The organism is Rickettsia endosymbiont of Urophora cardui, assembly GCF_964030725.1.
In the GTDB taxonomy this organism is placed as follows: Bacteria; Pseudomonadota; Alphaproteobacteria; order Rickettsiales; family Rickettsiaceae; genus Rickettsia.
In genome coordinates this window covers 21,351-44,214 of the sequence record NZ_CAXIPY010000007.1, presented here as the reverse complement: position 1 = coordinate 44,214, position 22,864 = coordinate 21,351, and the positions used below count along the sequence as shown (strand labels likewise).

Genomic DNA, 22,864 nt, shown 5'->3' with positions numbered 1-22,864 from the left:
GATACGTGTATTTAAGTGTTAACAATGGCTTTGTTGCATAAATAAGATTTGTAGAGAAAGAGTGGTGATAATCTGGTAAGATGTCCTGAATTAAAAATAATCCAGATTATATGAAATCTCGGAAGAAAGCCCCTTTTAGTAAATCACGCAAGTATTCTAAATATAAAATAACGAATTGGTCAGAATATAATAATTTTTTACGCAATAGGGGTCGCATAGATTTTATGATTGCCAGTGATTTGGCGATTGGCTGGTATGCTGATTACAGAGAGGAAATGAAACGAGGAAGACCTAGACGCTATAGTGATCACGCTATATTACAGTGTTTGAAGATCAGATGCTTATTCGGTCTTAAGTTACGCCAAACCCAAGGCTTTATAAACTGGCTCTTTGAAATATCGGGTTTATCTATTAGATGTCCAGACTATACAACATTAAGTAAGCGTATGAAGTCATTAGATCTTAGGTATTTACATGGAAATCAAGATAAAGAATTTAGTTGTATTTCAATGGATAGTACAGGGATACAAGCCTACACAGGGAACGAATGGCTAGGAAATAAGCATGGTAAGCAATATAAGCGTCGCATATGGAAAAAGCTACATATCGTTATAGAAGATCAAGGTATGATACTTGCCGATAGTACCACAGAGCATACTATAGATGATAGATCACAGATTGGACTACTAACAGCTAATGTCAGAGCCAAGGATTTTCTGGGAGATCGAGGGTATGACGGTGAATCTACATATCAATTGTTGAGAAAGAAGAAGATAAAACCAGTTATTAGACCCCCAAACTCTTCAGTAAAAGATAGTGGACTAATGGTATGGACCTCCTGATATAGAGAATGAAAAGCAGTTGCTAATCTTCTAGGGTTAATATTTAACATATTAAAACAACAATTAAGGAGGTCCATATGGAGGTTACTACAATTGGTATAGATATTGCAAAAAGAATTTTTCAAATTCATGGTGTAGATAAAAATGGCAAGACAGTATTAAAGAAAAAATTGATGAGAGATCAGGTTTTGACATTTATGGCTAATTTACCACAATGTTTAGTAGGGATGGAAGCTTGTGGTGGTTCTAGTTATTGGGCAAGAGAAATAACTAAATTAGGGCATGAAGTAAAACTAATGGCACCGCAATTTGTCAAACCATATGTTAAAACTAATAAAAATGATCAAGCAGATGCTGAAGCGATATGTGAAGCCGTGACAAGACCTAATATGAGATTTGTTGCAATTAAAACTATAGAGCAACAAGAAATTTTATCAATACATAGGGTAAGAGAGAGATTGGTAAAAAATCGTACAGCACTTGCTAATGAAATTAGGGGGCTACTACATGAGTTTGGTTTTATTGTTCCTCAAGGCATTAATAAGGTTATCACAAAATTAATTGAGATTTTAGATGCAGGGAAATTAAGCCAGTTAAGTTATCAAACATTTAGTGAACTAAAAGAAGAATTCTTAGATAATAACAGAAAAATAAAAGAGATAGAAAAACGATTAACAATGATAGCAAGTAACCTAACTCAATATCAACGATTAAGAGCTATACCTGGTCTTGGTTTAATTACTGCTACTGCTTTAATAGCATCAATAGGTAATGCTACAAGTTTTGAGAATGGCAGGCAATTATCGGCATGGCTAGGATTAGTGCCAAGACAACATTCAAGTGGTGGGAAGGATAAGCTGCTGGGAATTAGCAAGCGAGGTGATGTATACTTACGCACTTTATTAATTCAAGGGGCTAGAGCTGTACTAAATGCCAAGATAAGATTTACATCGGAAGAACAGAAATCTAAAAAAGATTTTAGCCAATTTACGAAATGGATGTTTAATTTATCTGAGCGAAGTAGCCATAATAAAACGACAGTTGCCATAGCTAATAAGTTGGCAAGAGTGGTGTTTGCTGTACTAAGATCAGGAGATGATTATGTAGAGAGTAAAGTTTGTAGCTAAAGAGTGTGTAGCATAGCACTTATAAGTAAAATAAATGGTGATTTATATAATGAATAGGTAAAAGCAAAACAATATGTAAGAGATTCCAACCCGAAATATGCTTGAGATAATTAATATTGATGGTAAATAAGACAAACCTTAGCTTACAAAAAAACTGCGTTTTTCAGTGGCTCTTTTAGAAGCCGATGGACTGATAAGTATATAGTTTGTAAGCCAGCGAATTCCATCAGGGCTGTAGCATAAATTAGGTTGATTTATCAGCTATAAGCCGGATACATGACTGCATTTGTTTGTTTTTATTATTGATGTTATTTTTTTCTTGCATTCTACAGGAGGTCCATACATGAAAAATCAAGACAAAAAAAGAGTCTTTTGCAATGATTGTGTAAATTTTTGTTGAGCCTATATTAGAAGTAAATGATGCTCCTCGCAGCAGAGCTACGAGGTATCTAAAAAAGTTTTAGTTGTTTCTTATGATATCACGAAGCAGAGCTTCGGGGAATTAAACCCTGAGAGATTAAAAATATAGGTAACAGAAATGCAAATAGAGAAGAATAAAAAAATAAATGAAGCAATAGATTTGCTGATAAAAGGCGGAGTAGATTTAAAAACAGTACTAAGTCAGAATGGATTAATTAAGGAATTAACCAAGGGTATTTTAGAGCGAGCACTGCATGCTGATGAACGAACATTAGAATTACCCATGACGAATATTAAAATTACCCATTTTTGAGCAAAAAATAGAGTCTTTTGCAATGATTGTGTAAATTTTTGTTGAGCCTATATTAGAAGTAACTAAACAACCCTCAGCTATAAGCTGAGGGGTTATAAAGTGGAATCGATTAGAAATCGATCATCATTCACAGGTTCACCTTCCTGTTCATCAATATAGTGCTGTATCATTTCATCAGTTATATTACCTGAACTGACTGCCATATAGCCCCTAGCCCACAAATGATTGCCCCAAAATTGTTTTCGTAAATGAGTAAATTCTTGCAATAAAATTCTTGAGCTAATGCCTTTTAAATACTGTACTAACTTGCTAAGAGATATTTGCGGCTTATATGAGATAAACATATGTACGTGATCACATGATATTTTCCCTGAAATTATATGTACTTCATGTTCCATGCAAATCTGCCTCAGTAAATCTCTAGTCCTTTCCGATACTTTGCCTATCAATATTCTCTTCCTATATTTTGGTATCCATATAAGATGCACTTTTAAATCATACTGACTATGACTATTCTTTCTATAACTTCTCATATTTCTTGATATAAATTCATTGCTAAAGCAATTTCATTATATCTTCCCTTCGCCTAAAGGCGAGGGATTTTTGATCCCCGAAGGGGGACATTAAAAATATAGGTAACAGAAATGCAAATAGAGAAGAATAAAAAAATAAATGAAGCAATAGATTTGCTGATAGAAGGTGGAGTAGATTTAAAAACAGTACTAAGTCAGAATGGATTAATTAAGGAATTAACCAAGGGTATTTTAGAGCGAGCACTGCATGCTGAGATGTCAGAACATTTAGGTTATAGCAAGTATGATAGAGCTGAAACTGAGAATGCGAGGAATGGTAGTTTTAGTAAGAATCTGATTAGTGAGAATGGTACTATAGAGCTAAATGTTCCAAGAGACAGACAAGGTAAATTTGAACCTATAATAGTCTCAAAGAAACAAACAAGAATAGATGGCTTAGACCAAAAGATAATATCCTTATATGCGAAGGGTATGAGTGTGTCTGATATTAAAACACAATTGCAAGAATTATATGGAGCTGAGATCAGTGAGAGCCTAATCAGCAGGATTACAGATGAAGTAATAGATGAGGTCAAGATTTGGCAGAGTAGACCTCTTGAATCAGTATACCCTATAGTATATTTTGACTGTTTAGTAGTGAAAGTAAGACAAGATAAACTTATTATTAATAAATCAGTATATGTAGTCCGTCCGCCAAAACTCTAAAAAATATCACTTGTGTCACTAATTTCCAAAAATAGTGCGATTTTAGAGCAAATTACTCTAATTTTGAGGGCTAATTTTAAATTTTTCTATGAAAAAACACACTATTTCTCAAAATGTACTCAATGTTCTCATTGCCATTTTTTCGTATTTCCATAAGCTTTTCATATAAAACCTTTCATTTTCTTATGGATTTTACTATGCATTTTTGCCTTAAAACCCTATTGCCTATAAGGCTTTTAGAGTTTTGGCGGAGAGACTATGTAGCTTTAGGAATAGATTTATCTGGTAGAAAGGATATTTTAGGCTTATGGATAAGTGAGAATGAAGGAGCTAAATTTTGGCTTGGTAATTTTACTGAGATGAAAAATAGAGGAGTAAAAGATATCTTAATTGCTTGTAGTGATAATCTAACTGGTATGTCTGATGCTATTGCATCAGTATACCCGAAAACTGAACATCAAATTTGTATTGTCCATCAGATCAGGAATAGCCTCAAATATGTATCATATAAAGATAGCAAGCAATTAGCAGCGGATTTGAAACTAATCTATACTTCTGCTACTGAAAAAGAAGCAGAATTAGCTCTTGAGTCATTTGATCAAAAATGGAGTAAGCAATATCCGCATATAGCTAAATCTTGGTATAATAATTGGGATAATTTGATAATTTTCTTGCAATATCCAAAGGAGATTCGTAAGATTATTTACACTACAAATGCGATAGAATCGCTGAATAGCCAATTGAGAAAAGTTACTAAGAATAAACGCATCTTTCCAAATGATGACGCAGTATTTAGTCCGTCCGCCAAAACTCTACAAGCCTTATAGATAATATGGTTTTAAGACAAGAAGTAATACAACAATCCGTAAGAAAATGATAAAATATGGTCATAAACCTTATGGATTTCAGTCAATGCCAATAGACAACATTATCAAATCGCAAGAACAAGGGAAACTGTTTGGTTATAAATTAAAAGAAGAATTAAACCCAAATAATAAGCTATATAAATTAAGAGAATTAATAAATTGGTCTAGGCTCGAAGAGTGGTTATCAAAAAATGTTTGTATTAAGAAATTTGGTAGAAATAGAAAATGTCATAGAGTGATGCTTGGCATAACGATGCTACAAGCAATGTATAATTTTTCAGATTCATTATCAGAGGAAGAGCTAAAAGAGAATATGTATTGGCAGTATTTCTGCGGGTGGGAATATATAGAAAAAGACATAGCTATCTCGGAAACTAGTATACGACGGTTTCGTAGTGTATTAGGTGAAGCTGGATATAATGAGATATTATCGGAGTTGATCAGGGTTGGGATAAAAACTAACACAATTAAAAAAAAAGATTTGGAATTAATCATCGCTGATACGACTGTACAAATTAAGAATATCAAACACCCACACGATGTTTATTTAATGGATAAAGCTAGGCTTAGCATAGTAAAGCTTTGCAACAGTTTGGGTATACATTTGAATGAAACATACGCTAGAACCTATAAACGCGATATAGTAAAGCTATGGAAATATAAAGAACATAGTAAAGCCAAGAAGCGTTGGAAAATAATGAAGCATTTAAAAATATTACTGGGTCGTTTGATTAGAGTATGTGAGCGTGAGATCAAAAATAAGCAATTAAACTTGTCTCTCAAAAATCAAGAAGTATTGCAAAAAATAAAACAAATACATAACCAATCTGTTTTAAAAAGAGAAGCTAAAAAGCAATATAAAGAAGATAACAAAGTATTATATAGTTTTCATGCCCCTGAAGTAGAGTGTATAGGAAAGGGAAAACGCAACAAGCCATATGAGTTTGGCAATAAAGTAGCGGTAGTAGTAAGTGGTCGTAGAAATTTTGTTTTATCCGCAAAATCGTTTCATAATAATCCTTATGATGGTCATACATTGCATCAGAGCTTTGAAGCAGTAGAGAGTGTCACTGGAATCAAGATAAAGAAATCATTTGTTGATCTTGGGTATAGTGGTAGCAATGTAAAGGAGAAGAGTAAGGTATATACCCCAAAAACGCGGAAGAAGTTGTTACAAGAGGACAAGTCTATGATCAAGAGACGCAGTGCCATAGAACCAATAATAGGTCACTTAAAGCAATATGGTCGGATGGGTAGAAACTTCTTGAAAGGTATGATAGGAGATATTATCAATCCAATAATCTCTGCTATTGGTTTGAATTTACGATGCATTGCAAATCATTTACAAATCGTGTCTAACTCCACATAAATCAAAAATATCATCATGCAAAAACTAGATGAACGATAAAAAATCGTTAACAATAGCTCCATATCAAAATTAGACCAACACAGAAATGTATCAGTAAAAATTAACATAACTTATTAATTTTTATTGAAAATCTTAGCAATTTGTTGTCAAAACTCTATCCCATTACAAATGATCAGGATTTGAAGTGTTTTTGGCGGATAGACTATTTAAGGTTTTATATCTGACAATTGATTATATTACCAAAAAATGGTCTATGCCTATCCCCAATTGGAATGAAGCTATGGCTCATTTTATGATCAAATTTGATGGTAGGATTTAATGGCTCACGAAATTTACACAATTGATGAAACAGAGCCTTTTGGTAATTTGGTTACTTCCATCAAAACTTGATTTTATTGTAATTTCCAACTTACCGTGTTTATTACTTTTGCGTATTACTGGTGCAAATGGTTTGACCTGATGATTATTTCTAATATTTCTATGATCTGGTATCCCTCTGGATACAGACTTTTCTAATATTTCTTCAAGGGCAATTTGTGGCATAGATCTATAAACTTCACTTGGAGACAACATATTGCTATTGATTTTTTTATCCCATGCCCTTACTTTTCTTGCCTTAACTGAAGATTGTGCATGATACAATATGTTGTACGCTAGCATTACGAATAACATATAATCCTCATCTTTATTTGGATCATTCGTTTGAAATTTATCCATCAATAATTTTGACTTACCAAATTTAAAAAAATGCTCAATATCAAACCTTTGTCTATAGTATTCATATACTTCTTTACCACTGATTTTATCTTTTTGTTGGCCAGAAACACATAACCATAAATCTCTGTTATATTTCCTATTTCCGGCTCTGTCTCATCAATTGTGTAAATTTCGTGAACCATTAAATTCTACCATCAAATTTGATCATAAAATGAGCCATAGCTTCATTCCAATTGGGGATAGGCATAGACCATTTTTTGGTAATATAATCAATTGTCAGATATAAAACCTTAAATACTGCGTCATCATTTGGAAAGATGCGTTTATTCTTAGTAACTTTTCTCAATTGGCTATTCAGCGATTCTATCGCATTTGTAGTGTAAATAATCTTACGAATCTCCTTTGGATATTGCAAGAAAATTATCAAATTATCCCAATTATTATACCAAGATTTAGCTATATGCGGATATTGCTTACTCCATTTTTGATCAAATGACTCAAGAGCTAATTCTGCTTCTTTTTCAGTAGCAGAAGTATAGATTGGTAAATTCCAGTATTAATTAAGCCAGATTTATATTTTCTTCCCATACCTCATTGGGTGTTTTATAACCGAGCACTTTTCTTGGTAAATTATTTAAAAAATCCTCAATTTCTTGTAATTGCTTTATTGTTAATTTTTTTATATCTAAAGATTTAGAGTATACTCTGTGCACCATTGAGTTAATCTTCTCTATCAATGGTTTTTGCCATGGAGAATAAGGATTGCAAAAATATACTTTTCGTTCAGATTTTGGCAATAGTTGTTCATGATTGGTAAATTCTTTGCCATTATCTAACGTTATGCTTTTGATTATATGCGACAATTGTTTAAGTTTTTTATTCATGTTACCAATCACATCTTGTGTTCTTTTTGAACGGTTTAAAGTGAGAAACACTTTTTGTGTTCTGATATCCACAAGAGCGCCTATATTACGACTTTGATTACCTTTGTTAAAAGTTAAATCACCTTCTAAATGACCTATTGCTGCTATCTTTCTATTTATCTCTGGTCTTTCAGTAATGGAAACTCGATTTGGTATTGTAATTCTTTTGTTTCTGATTCTTGTACCATGATGCAACCTATTTTTCCTTTTTCTTGCTAAAGATAAATATAATTTTTGCCTTTGTGCTATAGGAGATGTATAAATAAACTGGTATATACTCTCTGTAGAAATATTGACAGTATCTCGTGATAGTTTACGTCTACCTGAAATTATATCTGGTGAAATACCCTGTGTTAACTGCTTTATTATTTCTGCTCGTAAATTATTATCAATATCTAATTTTCTTTTTCTCTTACCTTGCCTTAAACTGCAAGCAAGTGTGTTAGCCCTATCTGGTCTATAATTATGCCTCATTCTCTTGAGTTCATAACATATAGTGCTTTTATCACGGCCAATCTTTGTCCCTATATATCGCGAGCTATAACCACTCTTATTCATTTCGTATATTTTAAATCTTTCATCTATCGTTAAATGAGCCATGATATATCTATATTTAAATGATGCTCCTCGCAGCAGAGCTACGAGGTATCTAAAAAAGTTTTAGTTGTTTCTTATGATATCACGAAGCAGAGCTTCGGGGAATTAAACCCTGAGAGATTAAATGCCACTTATTAAACAAAATGTTTGAAATTGGTAAACCTATCTCTGTGCCTGTTGGCTAGGCTAGCATTGCGGGGTTAGGGGCAGTATATTCAAAAGCTTATTTATGCAACAAAGCCATGAGGTATGGGAAGAAAATATAAATCTGGCTTAATTAATACTGGAATTTACCTTTTTAATATTTAATTGGCAGCCGGCAAAAATATTCTTAGGAGATGTGGGTAGCATTAGCCTTGGTTTCTTACTAGGTTTTTGTTTGTTGATGCTTGCTACTACAAATATTAACTTATTTATAGCTTGCTTTATCGCTAGTTTATATTACTTAACCGATGCGGTACTGACTATATTAATTAGATTAGTAAATAAAGAAAAAATTTGGCAACCTCACTTAAAGCATTTTTTCCAAAAAGCTGTCAAAAAAGGCAAATCTCATAAACGGGTAGTATCAATTATAGCAATTTGTAATATATTCTTGATGATATTATCCGTACTGTCGTTATACTTACCTATAATATCTGTGATGCTTGCTTTAGCAGTAATTACTTTAACTGTCCAAAGTTTATTAAGATGAAGCTAATTAAAGGTGATGTTCATAAAATAGTTAGGCATATATTTGCAAGGCAACATCCTTTGCTTCCTGAAATTATGTTTAATTGGAACCAAATAGTCGGATTTAAATTTAGCGATAAGGTATTACCTTTAAAAATAATTGCTGATACTAATAACTGAAGTTTTGACAAAATCCTTTCCATAAGGAGAAATGTATTCCAATTTTTTTATACTTTTTTAGTAATAACAAAATTTATTTATTCTATTTGGGTACATAATGTGTCAAAAACTGTAGCAATTTTGTCTAATATTGCTGGTTTATACTTACTAATATTATTTGGTAATTCTAGCTTTTTATTAAATGAGGTTTTGGTAATTTGGTTACTTCCATCAAAACTTGATTTTATTGTAATTTCCAACTTACCGTGTTTATTACTTTTGCGTATTACTGGTGCAAATGGTTTGACCTGATGATTATTTCTAATATTTCTATGATCTGGTATCCCTCTGGATACAGACTTTTCTAATATTTCTTCAAGGGCAATTTGTGGCATAGATCTATAAACTTCACTTGGAGACAACATATTGCTATTGATTTTTTTATCCCATGCCCTTACTTTTCTTGCCTTAACTGAAGATTGTGCATGATACAATATGTTGTACGCTAGCATTACGAATAACATATAATCCTCATCTTTATTTGGATCATTCGTTTGAAATTTATCCATCAATAATTTTGACTTACCAAATTTAAAAAAATGCTCAATATCAAACCTTTGTCTATAGTATTCATATACTTCTTTACCACTGATTTTATCTTTTTGTTGGCCAGAAACACATAACCATAAATCTCTGTTATATTTCCTATTTCCTGATGCATCTAACACCTTAACCTGAATAAAATTCAGCGGTTTATCAGACATGATATGCTGTTTCTTACCCTTGATTAGATAATTCTTAAATAGTGAAATACTAATTGATATGTCACCATTTTTTGTAGCCTTTACTACAGTTTCTGCTGTATCTGGAATCAGTAAATTATCAGAACTACTACAAGAAATCTTAGCTCCATAAGATCTTTTACGACCTCTTGTTTTTTGCTCCTCTATATATATTTTGTAAATACTGCGATTAATTCTTTGGCGGGTTATTGTTACCGTATTTGCTTCATTGTGCAGCGGGTGAATAAAAGATAGAGCGCTATAACCTGCATCACCTACTGTTATATTTAGAGCCTTTTGTGGTATTTGCTTAACAATTTTCATTATTTGTTTGCTACCTTTGCTATACTTATTCTCATCTGATTTTACTCTATTTATAGATATTGGTACAGACCATTTAGGCTGAGCACCGATGCAAACTACACTATATTCATAACCCGCAACTGGTCGGTTATTAGCATTCTGTCTAATATATGTACGATCAATTGCTTTCTTGGAATCTTTCTTGCTACTCACTGTAGTATCTATTTGCAGTAAGTTTTTACCCTCATTAATCAGTTTACTTATTAAGTATTTTTCTATATCTTCTCGAGTCTTAAAACGTTGCTCATCTCTTATATTTAATGATTCATCACGAGCACAGTAAAAATTCTCTATAGCTCTGTATACACTTGACCAACTACGCTGAAAATATTTATTAGTTGTTAATTCAACAACAGATCTTGCTTTAACGCTATCATTAGTTACTAGTGATAGTATTAATTCTAAAACCACATCTTGATTATAGGGGAAAATTTTTTATTTCTTGCAACATTTCTTGCATAATCATACACACTAAAAACCATTTTGTATTTGAGCGTATTTATATCATACTTTATAAGTTTGGTTATCTTTTTGTCAAAACTTCAGTAATAAAAAACAAAAGATTAATACGTTGTTTATACAAGCAGAAGATCATGCAACAGCTTTAGAAGTATCTTTTTACCAAGAAATTATACTAGAACGTATCGCAATTTATTTAGGCTTTAAAGCAATACACCAGATGCGAGTGACTGTCTATAAGCAAAAATAGTGGTGTTATGGCATTGCCTGCGTGGACCAGTTTTTCCCTTGTCATACCGCAACTTGATCGCGGTATCTTAGGACGTAGTTTGCGATACAAGACCCCGTGGTCAAGCCACGGGGGTATAATGGACTAATGGTATGGACCTCCTGATATAGAGAATGAAAAGCAGTTGCTAATCTTCTAGGGTTAATATTTAACATATTAAAACAACAATTAAGGAGGTCCATATGGAGGTTACTACAATTGGTATAGATATTGCAAAAAGAATTTTTCAAATTCATGGTGTAGATAAAAATGGCAAGACAGTATTAAAGAAAAAATTGATGAGAGATCAGGTTTTGACATTTATGGCTAATTTACCACAATGTTTAGTAGGGATGGAAGCTTGTGGTGGTTCTAGTTATTGGGCAAGAGAAATAACTAAATTAGGGCATGAAGTAAAACTAATGGCACCGCAATTTGTCAAACCATATGTTAAAACTAATAAAAATGATCAAGCAGATGCTGAAGCGATATGTGAAGCCGTGACAAGACCTAATATGAGATTTGTTGCAATTAAAACTATAGAGCAACAAGAAATTTTATCAATACATAGGGTAAGAGAGAGATTGGTAAAAAATCGTACAGCACTTGCTAATGAAATTAGGGGGCTACTACATGAGTTTGGTTTTATTGTTCCTCAAGGCATTAATAAGGTTATCACAAAATTAATTGAGATTTTAGATGCAGGGAAATTAAGCCAGTTAAGTTATCAAACATTTAGTGAACTAAAAGAAGAATTCTTAGATAATAACAGAAAAATAAAAGAGATAGAAAAACGATTAACAATGATAGCAAGTAACCTAACTCAATATCAACGATTAAGAGCTATACCTGGTCTTGGTTTAATTACTGCTACTGCTTTAATAGCATCAATAGGTAATGCTACAAGTTTTGAGAATGGCAGGCAATTATCGGCATGGCTAGGATTAGTGCCAAGACAACATTCAAGTGGTGGGAAGGATAAGCTGCTGGGAATTAGCAAGCGAGGTGATGTATACTTACGCACTTTATTAATTCAAGGGGCTAGAGCTGTACTAAATGCCAAGATAAGATTTACATCGGAAGAACAGAAATCTAAAAAAGATTTTAGCCAATTTACGAAATGGATGTTTAATTTATCTGAGCGAAGTAGCCATAATAAAACGACAGTTGCCATAGCTAATAAGTTGGCAAGAGTGGTGTTTGCTGTACTAAGATCAGGAGATGATTATGTAGAGAGTAAAGTTTGTAGCTAAAGAGTGTGTAGCATAGCACTTATAAGTAAAATAAATGGTGATTTATATAATGAATAGGTAAAAGCAAAACAATATGTAAGAGATTCCAACCCGAAATATGCTTGAGATAATTAATATTGATGGTAAATAAGACAAACCTTAGCTTACAAAAAAACTGCGTTTTTCAGTGGCTCTTTTAGAAGCCGATGGACTGATAAGTATATAGTTTGTAAGCCAGCGAATTCCATCAGGGCTGTAGAATAAATTAGGTTGATTTATCAGCTATAAGCCGGATACATGACTGCATTTGTTTGTTTTTATAGCTAACACGGAAATGTTTCTACCACAGATTAGGAAAAACTTAGGCATTGATCAATAATTTTACGTAAACAGTTTTTAAAGTTAGTCCAGCAATGTTTAATAGGATTTAGATCTGGTGAATATGTGAGTAAATACAAAAACTATGGTAAAAACCTTTCCGCGTTAGCTATATTATTGATGTTATTTTTTTCTTGCATTCTACAGGAGGTCCATACATGAAAAAATTGGACAAAAAAATGAAGGAGTGTGTTTCCGCAATAAGTTAGAATAAATAGCAATAAACTTAAGAGGAAAGATGAAGAAAAATAAAGTAAAAATTTTCAGTGCTTCAGAAAAAACGGGGATAGTATTAGAATTAATAAAAGAGGAGTCGACACTTGGTCAGTTAGCTTCAAAATATGCAATAAACCTGAATTCTGGATTAATCTAGGTTTGGAAGTAAGTATTTACAAGGGATAGAAGATACTCTATATAATTTTTAGCAAAAAAACAAGAGTATCCCCATGAAGAAAGATATTACTGCATTATTTTGTTTTGTCGATGATTTTTGTAAAATTAGCGAGCAGTGGAATGATGCTCCTCGCAGCAGAGCTACGAGGTATCTAAAAAAGTTTTAGTTGTTTCTTATGATATCACGAAGCAGAGCTTCGTGATATACTACTTGAATGGAAGAAAGCAGTTATATACATAAGAGCCATAATGTCACAGTACTAATATATCATTTAGTAACGCCGGCAAAGTATAGAAGAGTAATATTCAATCAAGAACTAGATGATTATTTGTGTAAAATTTGTGAGCACATAGAAGATCGTTATGAAATTAGATTTTTAGAAATAGGAGTAGATAAAGATCACGTACATTTTTTATTACAGTCAATACCAATGTATAGCCCAACAAAAATAACTCAAATCATAAAAAGTATTACTTCCAGGAGTTTCGCACTTAGCAAATAATATGCTAATCTAGAGAAAAATAGTTTTAGATAAAAATGACAAGATCAAAATGTAGCAAAGATTTATATAAATCATTCTTACAAGCAAGTAGTGTAAGATATACTAGCAAAGCATTATCTGAAGTAAGTCCATTAGATCTATCGCACGATAGTGCAAGTCGATGGTTAAAGAGTAAGGATTTTCGCCCTAGCGAAATCTATAGCAAAGTGTCAAAATATATTGATCTGGAAGATCCTTGTTTATTAGTGGGAGATGACACCTTATTGTCAAAGCAATACAGTAAGAGGATCGAGCTTGTAAATTATGAGTCTTTTGCAATGATTGTGTAAATTTTTGTTGAGCCTATATTAGAAGTAATTAAAAATATAGGTAACAGAAATGCAAATAGAGAAGAATAAAAAAATAAATGAAGCAATAGATTTGCTGATAGAAGGTGGAGTAGATTTAAAAACAGTACTAAGTCAGAATGGATTAATTAAGGAATTAACCAAGGGTATTTTAGAGCGAGCACTGCATGCTGAGATGTCAGAACATTTAGGTTATAGCAAGTATGATAGAGCTGAAACTGAGAATGCGAGGAATGGTAGTTTTAGTAAGAATCTGATTAGTGAGAATGGTACTATAGAGCTAAATGTTCCAAGAGACAGACAAGGTAAATTTGAACCTATAATAGTCTCAAAGAAACAAACAAGAATAGATGGCTTAGACCAAAAGATAATATCCTTATATGCGAAGGGTATGAGTGTGTCTGATATTAAAACACAATTGCAAGAATTATATGGAGCTGAGATCAGTGAGAGCCTAATCAGCAGGATTACAGATGAAGTAATAGATGAGGTCAAGATTTGGCAGAGTAGACCTCTTGAATCAGTATACCCTATAGTATATTTTGACTGTTTAGTAGTGAAAGTAAGACAAGATAAACTTATTATTAATAAATCAGTATATGTAGCTTTAGGAATAGATTTATCTGGCAGAAAGGATATTTTAGGCTTATGGATAAGTGAGAATGAAGGAGCTAAATTTTGGCTTGGTAATTTTACTGAAATGAAGAATCGAGGAGTAAAAGATATCTTAATTGCTTGTAGTGATAATCTAACTGGTATGTCTGATGCTATTGCATCAGTATATCCGAAAACTGAACATCAAATTTGTATTGTCCATCAGATCAGGAATAGCCTCAAATATGTATCATATAAAGATAGAAAGCAATTAGCAGCGGATTTGAAACTAATCTATACTTCTGCTACTGAAAAAGAAGCAGAATTAGCTCTTGAGTCATTTGATCAAAAATGGAGTAAGCAATATCCGCATATAGCTAAATCTTGGTATAATAATTGGGATAATTTGATAATTTTCTTGCAATATCCAAAGGAGATTCGTAAGATTATTTACACTACAAATGCGATAGAATCGCTGAATAGCCAATTGAGAAAAGTTACTAAGAATAAACGCATCTTTCCAAATGATGACGCAGTATTTAAGGTTTTATATCTGACAATTGATTATATTACCAAAAAATGGTCTATGCCTATCCCCAATTGGAATGAAGCTATGGCTCATTTTATGATCAAATTTGATGGTAGAATTTAATGGTTCACGAAATTTACACAATTGATGAGACAGAGCCATTTACTAAATAGCCAGACTCAAACTGTTTGTTCAGTAAAAATTAATCAACCAATACTGTCTGAATATGATCAATTACATTGCTTTAAAACAATGGAGGTTGCATGAGTAAACAGATAATAACTCCGCAACCGCTAAATAATTTACTCAAGAACCTTTGCTTACCTACTTTTGCATCGTGCTATAAATCAGTTGCAGAAAGCTTTGAGCAAGAAAAGAAAACATATATAGATTATCTACAGGAGTTAGCCATACGTGAGTTAGAACATAGACAACAACAACGTATTGCCAGATTGCTGAAGCAAGCAAAACTCTCTCGAGATAAGTTATTAAGCAACTTTGATATTAAGCGTATCCCAGGATTATCGCCAACTAAGATCCAATATCTTGCACAAGGAGAATTTATGGATCGCTATGAAAATATACTTATTTTTGGTAATCCTGGCACTGGCAAAAGTCATCTTAGTATAGGTTTAGCACGTGAGTGGTGGTCTTGCTGGTAGACGTGTATTATATACAACAGCAGCTAATTTGGTTCAACAATTACTAGAAGCAAAGCTTAGTTTAAAACTTAAGCAAATTATTAAAAAATTCGATTATTTTGAAATATGGCTCTGTCTCATCAATTGTGTAAATTTCGTGAACCATTAAATTCTACCATCAAATTTGATCATAAAATGAGCCATAGCTTCATTCCAATTGGGGATAGGCATAGACCATTTTTTGGTAATATAATCAATTGTCAGATATAAAACCTTAAATACTGTGTAATAGTTGAGATTATATCTTACATTTAGTAAAATAAATTAATTATTAAATGGAGATAAAGAATGAACTTAAATCAAAAAATAATAAAACCAAAATTAGGTTTACTTGAATTAGCTAAGAGCCTTGGTAGTATATCATCAGCATGTAAAGCGATGGGATATAGTAGAGATAGTTATTACAGATTTAAAGAACTGTATGAAACTGGTGGCGAAGAAGCGTTGTATGAAATTAGTCGAAGAAAGCCAATAATAGCGAATAGAGTTGATCCTGCTGTAGAGAAAGCAGTACTAGAGATGGCAATAGAATATCCAGCATATGGTCAGCTAAGAGTATCAAATGAGCTTAAAAAAACTGGTGTACTTGTATCACCTGGGGGAGTAAGATCAATTTGGTTACGTAATGATTTAAACAACATCAGTAAAAGACTTAAAGCATTAGAAGCAAAAATGGCTCAAGATGGTATTGTGCTTACTGAGGCACAATTACAAGTGCTAGAGAAGCGTCGTAATGAAAAAGAAGCTCATGGAGAAATTGAGACACAGCATCCAGGGTATCTAGGATGCCAAGATACATATTATGTAGGCAACTTTAAGGGTATAGGTAAGGTTTATTCTCAGGTATTTATTGATAGCTACAGCAGAGTAGCTGATGTTAAACTATATACTGATAAAACAGCTTTAACTGCTGCTGATATGCTTAATGACCGAGTGTTACCATGGTATGAGACTCAAGGGATACCAATACTTCGTATTCTTACAGATCGTGGGTCAGAATATAAGGGGAATATAGAGCATCATGCTTTTGAATTATTTCTAAGTATCGAAGGTATAGAGCATACTACTACTAAAGCATATTCTCCTCAAACAAACGGTATGTGTGAGCGTTTTAATAAAACAATGAAACAAGAATTCTTTGATACAGCTATGCGGAAAAAGATTTATACAAATCTTGATGACCTACAATTAGATCTTGATATCTGGCTAGAGTATTTCAATAATGAAAGACCTCATTCTGGTAAATATTGTTATGGTAAAACTCCTATGCAAACTTTTAAGGATAGTAAGAAATTAGCTGTTGAAAAGAATAATGAAATCTTGTATCTTGAATATGTATCTGACAGTCAAAATTTAACTGACAATCAGGTACGAAATTTATAGTGTCTGTAAGATCAAATCTTGACTTCTACACTCTGCCAAATCTTGACCTCATCTATTACTTCATCTGTAATCCTGCTGATTAGGCTCTCACTGATCTCAGCTCCATATAGTCTATCCGCCAAAAACACTTCAAATCCTGATCATTTGTAATGGGATAGAGTTTTGACAACAAATTGCTAAGATTTTCAATAAAAATTAATAAGTTATGTTAATTTTTACTGATACATTTCTGTGTTGGTCTAATTTTGATATGGAGCTATTGTTAACGATTTTTTATCGTTCATCTAGTTTTTGCATGATGATATTTTTGATTTATGTGGAGTTAGACACGATTTGTAAATGATTTGCAATGCATCGTAAATTCAAACCAATAGCAGAGATTATTGGATTGATAATATCTCCTATCATACCTTTCAAGAAGTTTCTACCCATCCGACCATATTGCTTTAAGTATAATGGACTAATGGTATGGACCTCCTGATATAGAGAATGAAAAGCAGTTGCTAATCTTCTAGGGTTAATATTTAACATAATGATGCTCCTCGCAGCAGAGCTACGAGGTATCTAAAAAAGTTTTAGTTGTTTCTTATGATATCACGAAGCAGAGCTTCGGGGAATTAAACCCTGAGAGATTAAAACAACAATTAAGGAGGTCCATATGGAGGTTACTACAATTGGTATAGATATTGCAAAAAGAATTTTTCAAATTCATGGTGTAGATAAAAATGGCAAGACAGTATTAAAGAAAAAATTGATGAGAGATCAGGTTTTGACATTTATGGCTAATTTACCACAATGTTTAGTAGGGATGGAAGCTTGTGGTGGTTCTAGTTATTGGGCAAGAGAAATAACTAAATTAGGGCATGAAGTAAAACTAATGGCACCGCAATTTGTCAAACCATATGTTAAAACTAATAAAAATGATCAAGCAGATGCTGAAGCGATATGTGAAGCCGTGACAAGACCTAATATGAGATTTGTTGCAATTAAAACTATAGAGCAACAAGAAATTTTATCAATACATAGGGTAAGAGAGAGATTGGTAAAAAATCGTACAGCACTTGCTAATGAAATTAGGGGGCTACTACATGAGTTTGGTTTTATTGTTCCTCAAGGCATTAATAAGGTTATCACAAAATTAATTGAGATTTTAGATGCAGGGAAATTAAGCCAGTTAAGTTATCAAACATTTAGTGAACTAAAAGAAGAATTCTTAGATAATAACAGAAAAATAAAAGAGATAGAAAAACGATTAACAATGATAGCAAGTAACCTAACTCAATATCAACGATTAAGAGCTATACCTGGTCTTGGTTTAATTACTGCTACTGCTTTAATAGCATCAATAGGTAATGCTACAAGTTTTGAGAATGGCAGGCAATTATCGGCATGGCTAGGATTAGTGCCAAGACAACATTCAAGTGGTGGGAAGGATAAGCTGCTGGGAATTAGCAAGCGAGGTGATGTATACTTACGCACTTTATTAATTCAAGGGGCTAGAGCTGTACTAAATGCCAAGATAAGATTTACATCGGAAGAACAGAAATCTAAAAAAGATTTTAGCCAATTTACGAAATGGATGTTTAATTTATCTGAGCGAAGTAGCCATAATAAAACGACAGTTGCCATAGCTAATAAGTTGGCAAGAGTGGTGTTTGCTGTACTAAGATCAGGAGATGATTATGTAGAGAGTAAAGTTTGTAGCTAAAGAGTGTGTAGCATAGCACTTATAAGTAAAATAAATGGTGATTTATATAATGAATAGGTAAAAGCAAAACAATATGTAAGAGATTCCAACCCGAAATATGCTTGAGATAATTAATATTGATGGTAAATAAGACAAACCTTAGCTTACAAAAAAACTGCGTTTTTCAGTGGCTCTTTTAGAAGCCGATGGACTGATAAGTATATAGTTTGTAAGCCAGCGAATTCCATCAGGGCTGTAGAATAAATTAGGTTGATTTATCAGCTATAAGCCGGATACATGACTGCATTTGTTTGTTTTTATTATTGATGTTATTTTTTTCTTGCATTCTACAGGAGGTCCATACATGAAAAAATTGGACAAAAAAATGAAGGAGTGTGTTTCCGCAATAAGTTAGAATAAATAGCAATAAACTTAAGAGGAAAGATGAAGAAAAATAAAGTAAAAATTTTCAGTGCTTCAGAAAAAACGGGGATAGTATTAGAATTAATAAAAGAGGAGTCGACACTTGGTCAGTTAGCTTCAAAATATGCAATAAGTGTTAAAACAATTCAAAATTGGAAAAAACAGTTTTTAGGTAATGCGGCATTAGCTTTTGAACCAGCTAAAGTTTTGAGTGAATATCAAGAACAAATAAATCATTTACAAGAGCAAAATGATGAACTTGCTAAAGCTCTTGGTAGAATCACAGTTGAGAGGGACTGGGCCGTGGGAAAGCTCAAAAGCTTGGATTTATCAAATAAAAAGAGTCTTGTACACTCCAAGCTAAATCAACTCTCAAAATCAAGACAGTGTGAACTATTAAAGATTAGTCGATCTACAGCCTACTATAAATCCAAGGAGATGAGTATAAATAAATTAAGTATTTTAAATAGAATAGATGAAATATATACAGATAATCCTGAATTTGGTTATCGCTATATTCATCAACAGTTACTAGAAGATGGTTTTATTGTCGGTAAAGATCGAGTACTGAAATATATGAGGATGATGGGTATAGAAGCTATTTACCCACATAAGAAAAAATCTACTTCTCGAAACGATAGTGAGCATAAGATCTATAGCTACTTACTTGATCAATATTGGACTAAATCTGGCTCAACAAAGCAAGTGTATGTGCCTAATGTGAATGAGGTTTGGAGTGGTGACATTACTTACATTAGAACTAATGGTGGCTTTATGTATATGGCAGCTATTATAGATTGGCATAGCAAGGCCATATTGAGCTATAAACTGTCAAATTCTATGGATGCATCTCTTGTAACTGATGTCTTGAAACAAGCTCTCAGTAAGTATAACGCTCCACAGATATTTAATAGTGATCAAGGTAGCCAATATACCAGTTATGACCACATAAATATTCTCAAGGAGCATGATATCCAAATTTCAATGAATGGCAAAGGTAGAAGTATTGATAATATAGTAATAGAAAGGTTTTTTAGAACTTTAAAATATAATTGTATCTTTATTAATGATTTTAACAATGTTAAAGAGTTAAAAGAGGGGATTGATCATTATCTGAATAAATATAATTATCACAGATTTCATTCAAGTATTGGTTATAAAAAGCCTATGAATGTATATCTGAATTATATGCAAAATTATCAGCAAATTGCTGCCTGATAATCGAAAAATTAGGAGGCTCTGTCTCATCAATTGTGTAAATTTCGTGAACCATTAAATTCTACCATCAAATTTGATCATAAAATGAGCCATAGCTTCATTCCAATTGGGGATAGGCATAGACCATTTTTTGGTAATATAATCAATTGTCAGATATAAAACCTTAAATACTGCGTCATCATTTGGAAAGATGCGTTTATTCTTAGTAACTTTTCTCAATTGGCTATTCAGCGATTCTATCGCATTTGTAGTGTAAATAATCTTACGAATCTCCTTTGGATATTGCAAGAAAATTATCAAATTATCCCAATTATTATACCAAGATTTAGCTAGTCTATCCGCCAAAAACACTTCAAATCCTGATCATTTGTAATGGGATAGAGTTTTGACAACAAATTGCTAAGATTTTCAATAAAAATTAATAAGTTATGTTAATTTTTACTGATACATTTCTGTGTTGGTCTAATTTTGATATGGAGCTATTGTTAACGATTTTTTATCGTTCATCTAGTTTTTGCATGATGATATTTTTGATTTATGTGGAGTTAGACACGATTTGTAAATGATTTGCAATGCATCGTAAATTCAAACCAATAGCAGAGATTATTGGATTGATAATATCTCCTATCATACCTTTCAAGAAGTTTCTACCCATCCGACCATATTGCTTTAAGTGACCTATTATTGGTTCTATGGCACTGCGTCTCTTGATCATAGACTTGTCCTCTTGTAACAACTTCTTCCGCGTTTTTGGGGTATATACCTTACTCTTCTCCTTTACATTGCTACCACTATACCCAAGATCAACAAATGATTTCTTTATCTTGATTCCAGTGACACTCTCTACTGCTTCAAAGCTCTGATGCAATGTATGACCATCATAAGGATTATTATGAAACGATTTTGCGGATAAAACAAAATTTCTACGACCACTTACTACTACCGCTACTTTATTGCCAAACTCATATGGCTTGTTGCGTTTTCCCTTTCCTATACACTCTACTTCAGGGGCATGAAAACTATATAATACTTTGTTATCTTCTTTATATTGCTTTTTAGCTTCTCTTTTTAAAACAGATTGGTTATGTATTTGTTTTATTTTTTGCAATACTTCTTGATTTTTGAGAGACAAGTTTAATTGCTTATTTTTGATCTCACGCTCACATACTCTAATCAAACGACCCAGTAATATTTTTAAATGCTTCATTATTTTCCAACGCTTCTTGGCTTTACTATGTTCTTTATATTTCCATAGCTTTACTATATCGCGTTTATAGGTTCTAGCGTATGTTTCATTCAAATGTATACCCAAACTGTTGCAAAGCTTTACTATGCTAAGCCTAGCTTTATCCATTAAATAAACATCGTGTGGGTGTTTGATATTCTTAATTTGTACAGTCGTATAGCTAGTCCGTCCGCCAAAACTCTAAAAAATATCACTTGTGTCACTAATTTCCAAAAATAGTGCGATTTTAGAGCAAATTACTCTAATTTTGAGGGCTAATTTTAAATTTTTCTATGAAAAAACACACTATTTCTCAAAATGTACTCAATGTTCTCATTGCCATTTTTTCGTATTTCCATAAGCTTTTCATATAAAACCTTTCATTTTCTTATGGATTTTACTATGCATTTTTGCCTTAAAACCCTATTGCCTATAAGGCTTTTAGAGTTTTGGCGGAGAGACTAGCTAACACGGAAATGTTTCTACCACAGATTAGGAAAAACTTAGGCATTGATCAATAATTTTACGTAAACAGTTTTTAAAGTTAGTCCAGCAATGTTTAATAGGATTTAGATCTGGTGAATATGTGAGTAAATACAAAAACTATGGTAAAAACCTTTCCGCGTTAGCTATATCAGCGATGATTAATTCCAAATCTTTTTTTTTAATTGTGTTAGTTTTTATCCCAACCCTGATCAACTCCGATAATATCTCATTATATCCAGCTTCACCTAATACACTACGAAACCGTCGTATACTAGTTTCCGAGATAGCTATGTCTTTTTCTATATATTCCCACCCGCAGAAATACTGCCAATACATATTCTCTTTTAGCTCTTCCTCTGATAATGAATCTGAAAAATTATACATTGCTTGTAGCATCGTTATGCCAAGCATCACTCTATGACATTTTCTATTTCTACCAAATTTCTTAATACAAACATTTTTTGATAACCACTCTTCGAGCCTAGACCAATTTATTAATTCTCTTAATTTATATAGCTTATTATTTGGGTTTAATTCTTCTTTTAATTTATAACCAAACAGTTTCCCTTGTTCTTGCGATTTGATAATGTTGTCTATTGGCATTGACTGAAATCCATAAGGTTTATGACCATATTTTATCATTTTCTTAC

20 protein-coding genes and 9 pseudogenes are annotated in these 22,864 nt (G+C 32.6%); 19 read left to right on the top strand and 10 right to left on the bottom strand.

Annotated features, from left to right (window positions below; genetic code table 11):
• Positions 1-110 precede the first annotated feature (110 nt).
• The 3 genes from AAHI98_RS14050 (at position 111) to AAHI98_RS14040 (ending at position 2,702) form a co-directional block, all read left to right on the top strand.
• Positions 111-842: an IS5 family transposase gene (locus AAHI98_RS14050; RefSeq protein WP_342226251.1), complete on the top strand. Its 732-nt coding sequence runs from the start codon at positions 111-113 to the stop codon at positions 840-842.
• 77 nt (positions 843-919) lie between these two features.
• The gene (locus AAHI98_RS14045; RefSeq protein ID WP_342224642.1) at positions 920-1,969 is read left to right on the top strand and encodes an IS110 family RNA-guided transposase; all 1,050 of its coding nucleotides are present in this window, start codon (positions 920-922) and stop codon (positions 1,967-1,969) included.
• Positions 1,970-2,507: 538 nt separating this feature from the next.
• A complete protein-coding gene (locus AAHI98_RS14040; RefSeq protein ID WP_342226250.1) occupies positions 2,508-2,702 on the top strand; it encodes a hypothetical protein in 195 nt (64 codons plus the stop codon).
• Between the two features lie 92 nt (positions 2,703-2,794).
• Here AAHI98_RS14040 and tnpA (AAHI98_RS14035) read toward each other — a convergent pair whose 3' ends face one another.
• Positions 2,795-3,235: an IS200/IS605 family transposase gene (gene tnpA / locus AAHI98_RS14035; RefSeq protein ID WP_095568239.1), complete on the bottom strand. Its 441-nt coding sequence runs from the start codon at positions 3,233-3,235 to the stop codon at positions 2,795-2,797.
• Between the two features lie 111 nt (positions 3,236-3,346).
• Between tnpA (AAHI98_RS14035) and AAHI98_RS14030 the strand changes: the two are divergent.
• From AAHI98_RS14030 to AAHI98_RS14015, 4 genes and pseudogenes are all read left to right on the top strand, one after another.
• Positions 3,347-3,913, top strand: a pseudogene (locus AAHI98_RS14030) (IS256 family transposase); the annotation flags it as partial.
• A 284-nt stretch (positions 3,914-4,197) separates the two neighbouring features.
• Positions 4,198-4,731: pseudogene (locus AAHI98_RS14025) on the top strand (IS256 family transposase); the annotation flags it as partial.
• An 82-nt stretch (positions 4,732-4,813) separates the two neighbouring features.
• On the top strand, positions 4,814-6,175 hold the full coding sequence (locus AAHI98_RS14020) for an IS5 family transposase (protein ID WP_342224717.1): 1,362 nt from the start codon (positions 4,814-4,816) through the stop codon (positions 6,173-6,175).
• Between the two features lie 190 nt (positions 6,176-6,365).
• Positions 6,366-6,494: a hypothetical protein gene (locus AAHI98_RS14015; protein ID WP_342225304.1), complete on the top strand. Its 129-nt coding sequence runs from the start codon at positions 6,366-6,368 to the stop codon at positions 6,492-6,494.
• Here the strand turns inward: AAHI98_RS14015 and AAHI98_RS14010 are convergent.
• From AAHI98_RS14010 to AAHI98_RS13995, 4 genes and pseudogenes are all read right to left on the bottom strand, one after another.
• Positions 6,491-6,931 carry a hypothetical protein gene (locus AAHI98_RS14010; protein WP_342226657.1) on the bottom strand — a complete coding sequence of 147 codons (441 nt, stop codon included), beginning with the start codon at positions 6,929-6,931 and terminating at the stop codon, positions 6,491-6,493. The genes AAHI98_RS14015 and AAHI98_RS14010 overlap by 4 nt on opposite strands.
• Positions 6,892-7,074: a hypothetical protein gene (locus tag AAHI98_RS14005; RefSeq protein WP_342226248.1), complete on the bottom strand. Its 183-nt coding sequence runs from the start codon at positions 7,072-7,074 to the stop codon at positions 6,892-6,894. The genes AAHI98_RS14010 and AAHI98_RS14005 overlap by 40 nt, the downstream gene beginning before the upstream one ends.
• Positions 7,074-7,436: pseudogene (locus tag AAHI98_RS14000) on the bottom strand (transposase); the annotation flags it as partial. The pseudogene AAHI98_RS14000 and the gene AAHI98_RS14005, both read right to left, overlap by 1 nt.
• A gap of 16 nt (positions 7,437-7,452) precedes the next feature.
• Positions 7,453-8,415 carry an IS30 family transposase gene (locus AAHI98_RS13995; protein ID WP_342224646.1) on the bottom strand — a complete coding sequence of 321 codons (963 nt, stop codon included), beginning with the start codon at positions 8,413-8,415 and terminating at the stop codon, positions 7,453-7,455.
• Positions 8,416-8,707: 292 nt separating this feature from the next.
• Here AAHI98_RS13995 and AAHI98_RS13990 point away from each other — a divergent pair.
• Positions 8,708-9,106: pseudogene (locus AAHI98_RS13990) on the top strand (MraY family glycosyltransferase); the annotation flags it as partial.
• Positions 9,103-9,255 (top strand): annotated as a pseudogene (locus tag AAHI98_RS13985) (DUF721 domain-containing protein); the annotation flags it as partial. The pseudogenes AAHI98_RS13990 and AAHI98_RS13985, both read left to right, overlap by 4 nt.
• A gap of 86 nt (positions 9,256-9,341) precedes the next feature.
• Here AAHI98_RS13985 and AAHI98_RS13980 read toward each other — a convergent pair.
• Positions 9,342-10,799, bottom strand: coding sequence for a transposase (locus AAHI98_RS13980; RefSeq protein WP_342225861.1), 1,458 nt, complete (start codon positions 10,797-10,799; stop codon positions 9,342-9,344).
• Between the two features lie 130 nt (positions 10,800-10,929).
• Here AAHI98_RS13980 and AAHI98_RS13975 point away from each other — a divergent pair.
• From AAHI98_RS13975 to AAHI98_RS13940, 8 genes and pseudogenes are all read left to right on the top strand, one after another.
• A pseudogene (locus AAHI98_RS13975) lies at positions 10,930-11,097 on the top strand (DUF721 domain-containing protein); the annotation flags it as partial.
• A gap of 221 nt (positions 11,098-11,318) precedes the next feature.
• Positions 11,319-12,368, top strand: coding sequence for an IS110 family RNA-guided transposase (locus tag AAHI98_RS13970; RefSeq protein WP_342224642.1), 1,050 nt, complete (start codon positions 11,319-11,321; stop codon positions 12,366-12,368).
• Positions 12,369-12,963: 595 nt separating this feature from the next.
• The gene (locus AAHI98_RS13965) at positions 12,964-13,098 is read left to right on the top strand and encodes a hypothetical protein (protein ID WP_342226247.1); all 135 of its coding nucleotides are present in this window, start codon (positions 12,964-12,966) and stop codon (positions 13,096-13,098) included.
• A 235-nt stretch (positions 13,099-13,333) separates the two neighbouring features.
• Positions 13,334-13,600 (top strand): annotated as a pseudogene (gene tnpA, locus AAHI98_RS13960) (IS200/IS605 family transposase); the annotation flags it as partial.
• Positions 13,601-13,656: 56 nt separating this feature from the next.
• Positions 13,657-13,929: pseudogene (locus AAHI98_RS13955) on the top strand (IS701 family transposase); the annotation flags it as partial.
• A 70-nt stretch (positions 13,930-13,999) separates the two neighbouring features.
• Positions 14,000-15,214 (top strand): IS256 family transposase, encoded by a 1,215-nt coding sequence (locus tag AAHI98_RS13950; protein ID WP_342224662.1) that lies wholly within the window; start codon positions 14,000-14,002, stop codon positions 15,212-15,214.
• A gap of 140 nt (positions 15,215-15,354) precedes the next feature.
• Entirely contained in the window at positions 15,355-15,753 is a 399-nt protein-coding gene (locus AAHI98_RS13945) for an ATP-binding protein (RefSeq protein WP_342224844.1), read from the top strand.
• 327 nt (positions 15,754-16,080) lie between these two features.
• Positions 16,081-17,175: an IS481 family transposase gene (locus AAHI98_RS13940; protein WP_342226245.1), complete on the top strand. Its 1,095-nt coding sequence runs from the start codon at positions 16,081-16,083 to the stop codon at positions 17,173-17,175.
• 11 nt (positions 17,176-17,186) lie between these two features.
• Here the strand turns inward: AAHI98_RS13940 and AAHI98_RS18290 are convergent, their stop codons facing one another.
• Complete coding sequence (locus AAHI98_RS18290) at positions 17,187-17,297, bottom strand: transposase (RefSeq protein ID WP_410526264.1); 111 nt, start codon at positions 17,295-17,297, stop codon at positions 17,187-17,189.
• A 536-nt stretch (positions 17,298-17,833) separates the two neighbouring features.
• Here AAHI98_RS18290 and AAHI98_RS13935 point away from each other — a divergent pair.
• Together AAHI98_RS13935 and AAHI98_RS13930 are read left to right on the top strand one after the other, a co-directional pair.
• On the top strand, positions 17,834-18,883 hold the full coding sequence (locus AAHI98_RS13935; protein WP_342224642.1) for an IS110 family RNA-guided transposase: 1,050 nt from the start codon (positions 17,834-17,836) through the stop codon (positions 18,881-18,883).
• A 423-nt stretch (positions 18,884-19,306) separates the two neighbouring features.
• The gene (locus AAHI98_RS13930; protein WP_342224663.1) at positions 19,307-20,503 is read left to right on the top strand and encodes an IS3 family transposase; all 1,197 of its coding nucleotides are present in this window, start codon (positions 19,307-19,309) and stop codon (positions 20,501-20,503) included.
• 54 nt (positions 20,504-20,557) lie between these two features.
• Here the strand turns inward: AAHI98_RS13930 and AAHI98_RS13925 are convergent.
• The 3 genes and pseudogenes from AAHI98_RS13925 to AAHI98_RS13915 form a co-directional block, all read right to left on the bottom strand.
• Positions 20,558-20,839 (bottom strand): annotated as a pseudogene (locus tag AAHI98_RS13925) (transposase); the annotation flags it as partial.
• 199 nt (positions 20,840-21,038) lie between these two features.
• Entirely contained in the window at positions 21,039-21,857 is an 819-nt protein-coding gene (locus AAHI98_RS13920) for a hypothetical protein (RefSeq protein WP_342224702.1), read from the bottom strand.
• Positions 21,858-22,331: 474 nt separating this feature from the next.
• On the bottom strand, positions 22,332-22,856 hold the full coding sequence (locus AAHI98_RS13915) for a transposase (RefSeq protein ID WP_342226243.1): 525 nt from the start codon (positions 22,854-22,856) through the stop codon (positions 22,332-22,334).
• Positions 22,857-22,864: the final 8 nt, after the last annotated feature.